The organism is Parabacteroides gordonii MS-1 = DSM 23371 (genome assembly GCF_000969825.1).
Classification (GTDB): Bacteria; Bacteroidota; Bacteroidia; order Bacteroidales; family Tannerellaceae; genus Parabacteroides; species Parabacteroides gordonii.
On the sequence record NZ_KQ033920.1, the window covers coordinates 1,016,682 to 1,029,649 of the forward strand.

General features: G+C 40.9%; 9 protein-coding genes and 1 pseudogene. 5 read left to right on the forward strand and 5 right to left on the reverse strand.

The window, feature by feature from the left end:
- Positions 1-56: 56 nt before the first annotated feature.
- Positions 57-1,382, reverse strand: a complete 1,326-nt coding sequence (locus HMPREF1536_RS21210; RefSeq protein ID WP_028729156.1) for a PhoH family protein — start codon at positions 1,380-1,382, stop codon at positions 57-59.
- Between the two features lie 163 nt (positions 1,383-1,545).
- Between HMPREF1536_RS21210 and HMPREF1536_RS21215 the strand changes: the two genes are divergently transcribed.
- Entirely contained in the window at positions 1,546-3,183 is a 1,638-nt protein-coding gene (locus tag HMPREF1536_RS21215) for a beta-N-acetylhexosaminidase (protein ID WP_044193107.1), read from the forward strand.
- Positions 3,184-3,241: 58 nt separating this feature from the next.
- On the opposite strand, the gene rnr is transcribed toward HMPREF1536_RS21215, so the two are convergent.
- Complete coding sequence (rnr, locus tag HMPREF1536_RS21220; RefSeq protein ID WP_028729154.1) at positions 3,242-5,359, reverse strand: ribonuclease R; 2,118 nt, start codon at positions 5,357-5,359, stop codon at positions 3,242-3,244.
- A gap of 83 nt (positions 5,360-5,442) precedes the next feature.
- Positions 5,443-7,815: an outer membrane beta-barrel family protein gene (locus HMPREF1536_RS21225; RefSeq protein WP_028729153.1), complete on the reverse strand. Its 2,373-nt coding sequence runs from the start codon at positions 7,813-7,815 to the stop codon at positions 5,443-5,445.
- A gap of 255 nt (positions 7,816-8,070) precedes the next feature.
- Between HMPREF1536_RS21225 and HMPREF1536_RS21230 the strand changes: the two genes are divergently transcribed.
- Both HMPREF1536_RS21230 and HMPREF1536_RS21235 read left to right on the forward strand, forming a co-directional pair.
- The gene (locus HMPREF1536_RS21230; protein WP_028729152.1) at positions 8,071-9,207 is read left to right on the forward strand and encodes a GyrI-like domain-containing protein; all 1,137 of its coding nucleotides are present in this window, start codon (positions 8,071-8,073) and stop codon (positions 9,205-9,207) included.
- Positions 9,195-9,893, forward strand: coding sequence for an epoxyqueuosine reductase (locus HMPREF1536_RS21235; protein ID WP_028729151.1), 699 nt, complete (start codon positions 9,195-9,197; stop codon positions 9,891-9,893). The genes HMPREF1536_RS21230 and HMPREF1536_RS21235 overlap by 13 nt, the downstream gene beginning before the upstream one ends.
- A 57-nt stretch (positions 9,894-9,950) precedes the next feature.
- Here HMPREF1536_RS21235 and HMPREF1536_RS21240 read toward each other — a convergent pair whose 3' ends face one another.
- Positions 9,951-10,511 carry a flavin reductase family protein gene (locus HMPREF1536_RS21240; protein ID WP_028729150.1) on the reverse strand — a complete coding sequence of 187 codons (561 nt, stop codon included), beginning with the start codon at positions 10,509-10,511 and terminating at the stop codon, positions 9,951-9,953.
- Between the two features lie 6 nt (positions 10,512-10,517).
- Positions 10,518-11,054: a flavodoxin gene (locus tag HMPREF1536_RS21245; RefSeq protein ID WP_028729149.1), complete on the reverse strand. Its 537-nt coding sequence runs from the start codon at positions 11,052-11,054 to the stop codon at positions 10,518-10,520.
- Positions 11,055-11,391: 337 nt separating this feature from the next.
- On the opposite strand from HMPREF1536_RS21245, the pseudogene HMPREF1536_RS27730 reads away from it, so the two are divergent.
- A pseudogene (locus tag HMPREF1536_RS27730) lies at positions 11,392-11,493 on the forward strand (AraC family transcriptional regulator); the annotation flags it as partial.
- 243 nt (positions 11,494-11,736) lie between these two features.
- On the forward strand, positions 11,737-12,948 hold the full coding sequence (locus HMPREF1536_RS21250; protein WP_028729148.1) for a C45 family peptidase: 1,212 nt from the start codon (positions 11,737-11,739) through the stop codon (positions 12,946-12,948).
- The last annotated feature ends 20 nt before the right edge of the window (positions 12,949-12,968 follow it).

Genomic DNA, 12,968 nt, shown 5'->3' on the forward strand with positions numbered 1-12,968 from the left:
ATTCATTACACTCTGCTTAATTATTTTTCTGTTCAGAAGTCTATTTTATACTACTCTTATAACAGATCTGATGCTAATTCGGACAACTGGCTTCGTTCCCCCTTGATCAGGTTGATATGGGCAAACAACTCCTGCCCTTTCATCTTATCGACCATATAGGCCAAACCATTACTCTGGGCATCCAGATATGGAGAGTCGATCTGCTGGATATCACCGGTAAACACCATCTTTGTTCCTTCTCCGGCACGGGTGATGATCGTCTTGATCTCGTGGGGTGTCAAGTTCTGTGCCTCATCGATGATACAGAAAGTTTCCGACAAGCTACGTCCGCGGATAAATGCTAATGCTTCGATAACCAGCTGGTTATTCTTCTGCAGGTCATCGATCTTACGAACATCCTGGCTTCCCGGAGAAAACTGATTCTTAATGACATTCAGGTTATCGAACAAAGGCTGCATATACGGAGCCACTTTTTGTTTTTCGTCTCCCGGCAAGAAACCGATATCTTTATTTGCCAAAGCAACGATCGGACGAGCCAATAAAATCTGCTTATACTGTCCGGCCTGTTTAAGGGCAGCTGCCAAAGCTAATAAAGTCTTTCCTGTTCCGGCTTTTCCGGTTAGTCCAACCAGTTTAACGTCAGGATCATTCAGGATCTCAAAAGCAAAGCTCTGTTCGGCATTACGAGGTTGAATACCATAATTAGTTCCTTTCTCTACCTTTTTTATCTTTCCTGTAAACGGATTATAACGGGCTAAAACAGAGGCGCGTACACTCTTTAAAATAAAGCATTCGTTCGGCTCGAGTTTTGTCTTGAATTCAAACAAATCGGCATCCACACCTTCCGGAGTAGAATAGATTTTATCGATCATATCGGGATCGATGTTTTCATAAGTATCCTGTGCCCGCTCAAAGATATCGACATTAACCACTTTGTCAGTGATATAATCTTCTACATGAATACCCAATGCACGGGCTTTCATCCTGAGGTTGACATCTTTCGTTACAAGGATTGTTTGCATTTTCGGAGATTTCTCCGCAACAGAAAGCGTACAGGATAAAATGCGGTGGTCAGGTGTCCTGTCCGGGAAGGACAAAGCAATCTTCTCCTGATATTTGTCACCTGTTACAATATGTAATGTTCCCAAACCCGGCCCCAACGAGGCACCTTTCAAAAAGAGATCGTTACTGGTCATCAGATCCAGCTCGCGCACAAATTCACGGGCATTATAATTAATCTGGTCGCTCCCCTTTTTAAATTTATCCAATTCCTCCAATACGACGATAGGAAGATAGATATCATTCTCCTGAAAATTTTCGATACACTTGTAATCATGCAAGATAACGTTCGTATCCAATACAAAATTCTTCTTTGCTCCCATGATCTTTCAATTTAAAGATTATCGCTTCTAAGTTAAAAACATTTTTGATACTTATTTAGTTTAATGCTGAAAATAAATATGACGAACCAATTTATTCTGGATTTGAGCGAATTTCTCGTATCTTTGCTACGAAAACTCAAACAAATAAAACAACCTAATGCTTATGATCTTTAATACGAACAAACTCAAAGTCACATCGTTACTATTACTGCTTTCAACCGCCTCTTTCTCCCAGAATAATATGTCGGCGTTATTGCCTATGCCTAACAAGGTTGAACAAATAGTCAATAAAAAGAATTTTACCCTGACTCCCCAAACAGTAGTTAAGACCAATCTCCCCAAGCAGGCTTTTTGCCTGTTTGAGTTACATCGTATTTTAGGAGAACGAACCGGACAAAGGGCTGCTATCGGAACACCTGCAACCGGGAATTCAGTTATTGAAATATGGTTGGACAGCTCGATAGAAGGAAAAGAACATTACATCCTGGATGTCTCAGAAAAAAAGTTATCCATCAAAGGAAGCAGTTATGCGGCGCTCTTTTACGGTCTTAAAACATTAGATCAGTTATTGCTGGGTGATGTCTGTAATACGGCTAACGGACAGATAGCTCCTGTCCGTATCGATGATGCGCCCCGTTATGGTTATCGTGCTTTAATGCTCGATCCTGCCCGTCATTTCCTCCCGGTCGAAGATGTAAAATTCTATATCGACCAGATGGCTAAATATAAATATAATGTACTCCAACTCCATCTGACTGACGATCAGGGATGGCGGGTCGAGATAAAAAAACATCCCGGACTGACAAAGACCGGGGCATTCCGAAATCCGGAGACAGGATCTAACGGGCCGGATAACGGGTTTTATACGCAGGATCAACTGAAAGAGATCATCCGTTATGCAGCCGACAGAAACGTAGAGGTCATCCCTGAACTGGATATTCCGGGACACACAGTGGCTGTACTGGCTACTTATCCGGAACTGGGCTGTACGCATACCGATACGATTCAAAAAATTATGGGGCAGACAGTCGACCTGATGCTTTGTGCCAACAACGACAAGGTATATACCATATACGACGATATCATCAAAGAAATAGCCGGGCTCTTCCCTTCTTCCAAAATACACCTGGGCGGTGATGAAGCCGTTATCGAAAAGAACTGGACAAAATGCGACCGTTGCCAGTCCTTAATGAAGCAACTGGGCTATACCAAAGAGTCTCAATTAATGAATTATTTCTTTGACAAGATACTGGCCTCTGTCCGTAAATACGGCAAAGAACCGATGTTATGGTGCGAGCTGGATAATGTCCGTATGCCGGCCAATGAATACCTGTTCGATTACCCCAAAGACGCTACACTAATAACCTGGCGTGCCGGATTAACTCCCAAATGTATCGAACTGACGGCCAAACACGGTAATCCGTTAATCATGGCTCCGGGGGAATATACTTATCTGGATTATCCCCAATATAAAGGCGATCTTCCCGAGTTCAACAATTGGGGAATGCCTGTTACAACCTTGGAAACCTCTTACCAGTTCGATCCCGGATATGGGCTGCCTTCTACTCAACAGGCACACATTATAGGAGTTACCGGGACATTATGGGGAGAAGCGATAAAAGACATTAACCGTGCAACCTATATGACCTATCCCCGTGGCTTGGCCTTAGCTGAAGCCGGATGGACACAAATGGAACACCGTAGTTGGGAGTCCTTCAAAGAACGAATGTATCCAAATCTGACCAATCTGATGAAGCAAGGGGTATTTGTCAGGGTTCCGTTTGAAATTGTACCGAGGTAAAATAAAAAAGCGTAGATCAGGATTATTGGTCTACGCTTTTTTATTTACAACGGACTAATTATTTCTTTTCCACCAACGTCAGATATATTTCTTTCTGTTCCATATCTACCCGCATAACCTGTACCGTGATCAAGTCGCCCAAACGAAAACACCGTTTGGTTTTACGTCCTGTGAGGGTGAAATTATTTTCATCCAGATCGAAATATTCATTTCCCAGACTATGTATCGGCACCACTCCTTCACACCTGATTCCATTCAGTTCAACAAGTAACCCCCATGTAGATACATCTAAAACTACTCCGGTAAATAGATCACTTTCTTTTTCCTGCATGAATTCAGCCAGTTTATACCGGACAGAATCTCTCTCCGCAGCCTTCGCCAATAATTCCATAGCAGAACAATGCCAGCAAAGTTTTTCGTATTTGCAACGTTGCGCATTGGTCTCGCTATTCAGATAACGCGTCAGTAAACGATGTACCAGTATATCGGAATAACGGCGTATTGGAGAAGTAAAATGAGTATAAGAATGAAATGCCAGTCCAAAATGCCCATTATTATTTGTAGTATATTTAGCCTTACTCATTAAACGAATCACCAATACATCTACCAGATTTTTCTGAACCTTATCTGTTATACTTTCCAGAAACAGATTGAGACTCCGGGAAAAATTACTCCTGCTACCTTTCGTCTCCAACTTATATCCGAAACGGCGTGCCAGGCATACCAGCTTTTCCTGTCTTTCTGCAACCGGTGCTTCATGGATGCGGTAAATAAATGTTTTGGCTTTTCCTGTTGCCTGCTTCTGTCCGATATAGCAGGCAACTGTCCGATTTGCCAACAACATAAATTCTTCTATCAGTTTATTCGCCTCTTTCGATTCATCCACGTAAGCCCGCAAAGGTTTTCCTTCGCTGTCCATTTCGAACTTGACAGCTCCACGATTAAAACAAAGAGCTCCGGCCCTGAAACGTTCTTCACGTAGCATTTTTGCCAGCTTATTCAAAACAAATATCTCCTCTTTGCATTCTCCCTCACCCGTTTCAAGTATCTGTTGAACATCTCCATACGAAAAGCGGTAATCACTTTTTATCACAGTACGGCAAATGTCGGAATTCATTATATTGCCTTCTGCATCAAACTCAAAAATAACAGAAAAGCATAACTTCTCTTCACCGGGGCAAAGTGAACAGATCCGGTTGCACAGGCGTTCCGGCAACATTGTAGACGTGTGGCCTGTCAGATAAACAGACGTTCCCCGGTGCATTGCTTCCCGGTCTATAACAGTATCCGGCTTTACATAATAAGTAACATCGGCTATATGCACCCCTACTTCCCAATTCCCATTGTCCAGCAGGCGTGCAGAGAGAGCATCGTCAAAGTCTTTAGCATCTGGCGGATCGACAGTGAAGGTTTTAATATGCCTGAAATCTCTCCGTTTTACGATTTCTTTTTCGTCTATGGTTTCCGGTATTCTTTTAGCTGCCCGTTCAACACGTTCCGGATACTTATAAGGTAAGCCATGTTCGATCAGCAGCGCACGCATCTCTGCTTTATTTTCTCCCGCGATCCCCAACAAATCAATCACTTCCCCTAACGGATTTTTTTCTTTATCTGGCCATGAGATGATACGGACGAATGCCTTATCACCGTCCTTCCCTCCTTTCAGCATGCCACGACGGATAAAAACATCGTTGGATATTTTTTTACTTTCAGTAACCAGAAATGCATATTCATTTGTTACCTGCAATTTACCTACCACCGTATGTTCTTTCCTTTCAAGTATTTCTAGAACTTCTGCCTCCGGAGACGGACCGGTTCGCTTTGTCAATAATCTCACCCGAACCCGATCTCCGTCCAGTGCATGCTTGGAGTTTAGATTGCTTATTGCTATCGGAGAAGACCTATCGTCAGAAATAAATAAATTATTACCTTTTCGTCTTCCCACAAAAGAACCTGACAGGATCGCACCTTTATTATTATAACGATAACGTCCGCAGTTGACTTCAATAATTGAGTTTTCATCTGCCAAGTCATAGAGTATCTCTACAACCTGCAGCTTTTGTATGGGGTTGATCACACCTATACGTCTACTTATCTGTTTATAATTGAATAATTCACGTGGAGAAGATTTAAAAATAAATATAATCGCATGTTGTAATATATATCTTCTTGTCATCTATTATTTTGTGCAATTAATAACGAGTGAAATCCCTATGCACAAAATAAGTAAATATAATTGAAAGAGAGAAAAGATATGACTTATTTCCCAAACCGGGATGTATCTACCTTATCATGTTCTTTGCTTTTATATCCTCCGAACTTCCAGATAAAGGAGACGGTCAGGCAACGAGTATCGTCGATCTTGCTCATGCGGCTGTATTGGTTTGCCTGGTTTATTTCTACTTTTTTCGGAATATTGCTGCGGAAAATGTTATCGCACTTCAACAGGACAGTAGCCTTATCATTGGCAAACTGCCACTTCAAACCGGCAGATACGTTATATACAGATCCCAGATCATAAATACCCTGTACGGCTCCGGTAATATAATATCCATTCAGATCCAGCTTCAGGTTCGGACGGGATTTGGACAGGGTGAACGTATTATTCAAAAAGAACTGTCCCAGATATTTACTGTTATTGAAAGAAATATCATTGAAGTGATCCAGTTTCTGCTGCATCCGGATACCTTGGGCCGTGAACTGGCTATTCATGAATTCACCGATACGGAACGGGATAACAGCCCCTATTCCTACCATCAAATTATAATCCATATTCTCATAACGGAACACATTTTTCAGTTCCGTAGAACTTTGATACGGCAACTGGGCAAAGTAATCCGGTTCGTACTGCGCGAAAACCATAAAGGTATACTTCTGTTTAAAAATATAAAGTAACTGTCCTTCATACGAGCAATAAGGTTTCAACGCCGGATTTCCTACAATTTCCGAATAAGAATTCATAGGTGTAGACTGTGGCGTGATATCCCAGTAAGAAGGATAGGTCTTATCGCTGTTCATATTCAGTTGCATTATATGCTGTGGAGTAAATGTATAAGTTAACGATGCATTCGGGAAGAAAGTCCAGTCATTCCAAAGAGTCGACTTCTTTCCATTCGAAGTATAATCCGACTTAAAATACTCCCCTTTTACAGATGCGGTTGCAGAGAAATGATCTCCAAAATTTTTAGACGCTTCCAGAAAGACATTTCCGGTATATTCTTTCTGCAGATTATTTTCAAGCGATTCCGGATCAAGTTCATACCCGTTACCTTTATTATATAGATAATCATTATACGTTTTGGAAAAGGTGTAGCCACCGTGGACACCGTAATTCAGTGTCCACCCGGTAGCAAAAGTGTGTGTATGATTGGCAAATAGTGCCCATTGTGAAATATTTTGACGGGAATTATTACTCATATCCGTCAATGTTTCCTCGCCGCGTTTTTCCAGGAAATGTTGGAAAGAAGGCGAACGATATTTAGTAAAATCAATCCCTGCCATTAAACCGCTATGACCGTCGTATTGAAAACGAACATTATGCAATGTCGCATCGTCATCTCCATTCGTTCTACTGAAACGCTGATCGGTAGAATAGGACTGCTCTGGAGTCAGAAAAGACGTTTCAGCAGAACGATGTGTTTTGGTATTGCTACCTCCCAGATAATAAGTAGCCGAGAGTTTATCTTTATTTTTAAATGTATAGTCCATGCCTAACCGCATATCTCCATTCATAATATTGCTGTTTCCACGTCCGGTCTGGTTGATCTCAGTAACTTGATCTTTAAGTGTATGGCGGGCTATGATATCTTCTCCCACAAACCCACGTCCTTTACCACCGTTCATCAAGAAGTCAATATTTAGATTAGAGGTAGCATACAACAGATTGGCATGTGCCTTACCGGCTGCATAATGTTTTTGAAGATAATCCACCCCCACTTCACCCTGCAAAGTAGTACCATCAGCTTCCCCGCTATCCAGTATGACATTGATCAAAGCTCCTCGGATATTGTATTTAGCCGGAGCATTATACATCACTTCCACATTCTTTACCCGTGAGGAAGGGACACTTTTAAGAAGTGTGATAAGCTGATCCAGCGACATCGTTGTCAACTGTCCGTTCAGAACAATTTGCGGTGAACCGGCTCCCAGCAATTGTATCTCGTCAGACCCACCGATAATTCCGGGTAATTGTTTAACGACTTCGAATGCATTGTTAACCGTTTTGTCTTTCATCAGTTGGGGAACATCATATTTCAAGGCTCCGTTTTCCACTTTTACCTGTGGACGTTCCGCTTTAACAACAATACCGTCCAGTTCGTAATTCTTCGGGGTCAGCCGGATCGTTCCTGCATCTGCCCCGGATATCTCCTGTTGGAAAGGTTCATATAACAAATGCTGGAACAAAAGGCGATATCTCCGATCGGCAGTATGCCCCAGGTTAAACTGTCCGAGACTATCGGTTATCACGGCATCTATATAGACAGAGTCCAGTGTTTGAAGAACTACGGCAACTCCATCGACCGGATTACTTTCCATATCCGTCACTTGTCCGTGAATTGTATTATTCTGGGCGATCATCTTCCCGTTACATATAATAAGGAAGAATGTAATGCAGTAAAGTATTCGTTTCATAACTATAAGTTTTTTACGTTTTCTATACTGCAAAGGAAAGCTGTTCCGACGAGAAACTATGTTACCACCGGCTTACCTAGTGTTATTTAGTCTTATCGCCCGCTATCCTAACAAAGAAAAATCAGATAATAACACAGGTAACAGACTAATCTATAATTATTAAGGTATTCCCTGTTTTCTTTTAAAAGAAGGCTATTTATGGTAACCTTTAGTACAATCTATTGGTTAACTTTGTACCTGAATAATAAGATATTTATGAAAATCAATGCTGAAACAAAATATTGCCAGACGTGTGGAATACCTTTAGATATAGATTATACAAATCTTGAGGCAAACCAAAATGTGGAATATTGCGACTATTGTTTGCATAACGGGGTTAAACTCTATGATTTCTCAATGGATTATCTCATTTATCTTTGGGGGCTTTTCCCCGAAGAATATTATAAAGAGACAGGAGTTAATCTCACGTCGGAAGAGTTGAGAGCGGAAATGTCCAAACGACTTCCAAATATCAAAAGGTGGAAACAAAAAATCAATACGGCTCATGTGCAATATGATTTGATTATAAGAGTTCAGGAGTATATCAACCGCCATTTGTTTGACGACCTTAATACTGAAAAGCTGTCCCATGTTGCAGGTATCTCCAAATATTATTTCCACAAACTTTTCAAAACTGTTTGTGGCGAAAATATTGGAATGTACATTCAACGACTGAGATTAGAGTACATTGCATTTAAGCTAATAACAACTGATGTAAGTGTCCCGGAACTTCTCGGTCAAATCAATTATCAGAACAAACATACACTTTCGAGGGCATTCAAAAATTATTTCAATTGTTCCATTCCTGAATTTCGTAAAAGGCATTCAAACATCAATCCCGAAAGGATAAATCCTATACGAATTGAGCCAAGTATTGAAAAAGTACCAAGTATCCGAATCGCATACTTAAAATTGGAAAGAACATATAATGTCAGTCATAGCTTCTCTGTTTTGTGGAAACAATTGCTACAATTTTCCGAAAAATATGAATTATCTTCAAAAGGATGTAAATACGTGAGTTTGACTCTCGATTATCCGTATATCACGCCAGAAGAACAAAACCGTTTTATGATTGGGGTAACATTGCCGCAATCATTTGAAGCTCCGAAAGGCTTTGGCGTTTATGAAATTCATACGGGAGAATATGCAATCTTTCGTTTCAAAGGGTTTTATCATGAATTAAATAAGGTGTACCGCCATATTTACCTTGACTGGTTGCCGACAAGCGATTATACCCTGCGGGAACAATTCACCTTTAAGACTTACATCAACACTCCCGAAAAAACTCCGACTTCGGAGCTTATAACAGATATTTATATCCCTATTACAAAAAAAGAGACATGCAATACTTAAACCAAGAGATAGAAAACAAATTAAAAAATCAAGGAGCAGAACTGATACGCTTTGTCAGTATATCGCATTTAGACGAAAAGCAAAACAGACAACTTCCGAACGCCATTGTTTTTGCACTTCCGCTAACCGCAGAATATGCTAAAATGGTATTTAATATTCCCGACTACGTACAAGCACGGATAGCGGATAATTACAATTTCGACGATGATGAATATTCGCAAACCGAACATAAAGCGGGAGAAATAGCAGACGAATTGGCCAAGTTCATCACCGGAAAGGGCTATAAAGCCATATCGCAATCCGATACAGGATTATTAGCCGACGGCGTATTCGATTATGAAACAAAAGAATCAGTATTGCCCCATAAAACCGTTGCACTACTTGGCGGATTAGGGTGGATTGGGAAAAACAATCTGCTAATTACTCCTGAATATGGCGCAGCACAATGTCTCGGTACCGTTTTAACTGATGCTCCACTGGAAACGGTATTGTATGAACCTCTATCTCCAAAATGCGGTAATTGCATTACCTGCGTCAATATCTGCGAGAGAAAAGTCCTTAAAGGTAAAGTTTGGAGTAGATCGGTTTCAAGAGATGAAATCGTTAACATACATGGATGTAGTACCTGTTTGAAATGCCTTGTGCATTGTCCCAGGACACAAACATATATAAAGAGGAATATTTAAACCCTGTCCTCTCCTACAACACAATTCTCACCGATTGTAACCTCCGAAAGTTGCTCCTTATTTCAATCTCTTACCATCCGAAAAGGCATTGCCAACCTTTTTACCCACTTCCAGGTAATCGTTATTGAACGGGTCGAATATAATAGGAGACACTTTGGATACATCTACTTTTCCGTTTTCGTCGAGAACACGTTCGTCTACACTTACGTTTATTATCTCACCACGCAAAATACAGGTTTCAGGATTATAATCCTTCAATTTACATTCCAGCACAACGGATAATTCGTCGATCAACGGTGCATCCACAAACTCCGAACGAGTCGCATGGAAACCTGCACGAGCAAATTTATCCGAAACCTTATTACCGGAAACAATACCCACATAATCACAGGCTATCACCTGTCCGACCTCTGCCATACTCACGGTAAAAGCCTTACGCTTCAGTATATTGGCTGTCGTTTTATGTCCCTCACTAATACAAATACTAATTTCATGCATCTCGCTGATACCACCCCAAGCCGCATTCATAGCGTTGGGAGTACCGTTTTCATCATAAGCAGCGATAATAAACACCGGCTGCGGATAAGTAAAGGGCTTTGCCCCAAAATTCTTTCTCATAATAATTTATTTTTTAGTCCATTTCTTAATATCTTCCTTCGTCGCACCATTCAAAAGGCGGCCCTTTTGCCATTTCATATCAGGATAGGTTTCCTGCAACTCTTTTTCCGCATTAGAAATACTGCTGCTCCCCGATGTTGCAAACGGAATAATCACTTTGCCTGCAAAATCACCGCTTTCAATAAAAGTATTGATGATTCTCGGAGTTGAATTCCACCAAATAGGGAAACCTATATAAATGGTATCGTAATCTGCAAGATTTTCCGGTTTAGATTTTAATGCAGGACGTGATTTAGCATCTGACATCTCCACACTGCTACGTGAAGATTTATCATGCCAATCCAAATCAGCAGTGACGTATTCTTTTTCAGGTTGTATTTCGTAGAGCGTTCCACCTGTAACTTCTACAATCAACTTTGCTGCTTTCTCCGTTGTTCCTGTTGCCGAGAAATAAGCAACCAATGTCTTATTACTCTGTTCCTGTGCATTTATAGTGATACATAACATCATGATCACTACCATAACAATACTTTTAATCTTCATTGCCCTTTATAGTTTTAATTTCTAGTATTATGGCACAAAATTACAGAATAGTATCCATCATAAAGGTATATAAATCACTGATTATCTAACCAAAATCACTGATAGATGAAAAACAATCGTCTGTAGTGACTCGCTCGGACAATCATTTTCCCATCAAGGGATGTCAGCATGTGACAAAAAATATGAGGTCTATTCATATCTGATTTTATAATGTATTTAAGAAATAACATTACTCCTATCAAAATAAGCAACAAGCCGGATATCTGGATGAAAATTAGACTTCCACATAGGAACATCTAATAATAAAATCCAAAGTGCAGTGGAAAAGGCGATGATAGCCACAAAGCTGTTCCTCACTCTGGGCGAGTCGATTAAGATAGACCATAACAAACTACTCTGCCAGAAAGGATGGCTGCTGGCGTTCCATCCCGATTTGCTGCATGTTGGCTCAAAATTAAATAATTCCAAGATATGAAACCCTCAGATTCGAATCTCTCATCTACGCCACGGTACCCATAGATCAAGCGACAGAGTTAGCTATACGCAATCTGATAAAAATGGGGATATTCTAATGATACGAATGATATTATTTCAACGTTTACTGATGAAAATAAACAATAATATTATATAGAATGATTTATTGTTTATATTTTTGCTGCTAAATATATAACGCCTGTTCATCATGAAAAAACTCGTCTTATCATTCATTCTCTGTTTTTGTTTTTCACTCCAGCAGCAACAAGCTTGTACCTCTGTTATTATCTCAGGGAAAGCGACACCCGACGGACGTCCTTTGATGTGGAAACACCGGGACACCGAAGCTCCTTACAACCATATCGCCTATATCGATGAAGGCGGTTACCGTTTCCTGGGACTGGTAAACAGTGACGATCCGAACGGAGCCGTCTGGACAGGCAGCAACGAAGCCGGCTTCTCCATTATGAATACAGCTTCATTCAATCTAAAGGATGATGATGTAAAAGAGATGGATCACGAAGGACTGTTGATGCGGCAGGCACTGAAAACCTGTAAGACCATACAGGACTTCGAACATCTGCTCGATACCTTACAGCGTCCTTTACGGGTGGAAGCCAACTTCGGAGTAATCGATGCGTATGGTGGTGCGGCATATTACGAAACGAACAACGAACGTTACTATAAAAAAGACGTCAACGATACCGGTTTAGCTCCTGACGGTTACCTCATCTATACGAACTTTTCTTTCGAAGGCCGTACAGATGAAGGTTTGGGGTATATCCGTTACGATAGTGCACGGAAAATATTCAAACAAATGGAAAAGAAAGGATTTACACCGGAACGCATCTTTCAGGAAGCCTCACGCTCATTCTATAATAGTTTACTGGATATAGACCTGAAAAATCCGGATGAAAGCCCGAACAAACATTCCGGTTGGTTCGTAGAACAGGATTTCATTCCCCGTTCAGAAAGTACGGCTTCTATCGTAATACAGGGAGTAAAACCGGGCATGTCGCCGGAACATACGGTTATGTGGACTATGCTAGGATATCCGCCGACCTCTATCGCTTTGCCGTTATGGGTAAAAACGGGGAAAGACCAGCCTTCCTTCATACAGTACGATGCCGCTTTACAGACTGCCCCGCTCTGCTATTATGCCTCCCGCCTGAAAGATAAAGTTTACTCCATATACCGCGGTAACGGACAGAAATATCTCCATTGGCAACTTCTATGGAATGATGAAAACACCGGCTATATCCAACAATTGCAGGATGCGGAAACTCAGATCTTCCGATTATTTGAAACAATATCTTCTACTAACGACAAACAGTTTCCGGATACGGAAAAAATAAAAGCATCCTACAAACAGGCTGAATCTATTATCACGACTACCTACCGGCAACTGGATGCTTTGTAAGAAGCTATCCGCAAAGGATC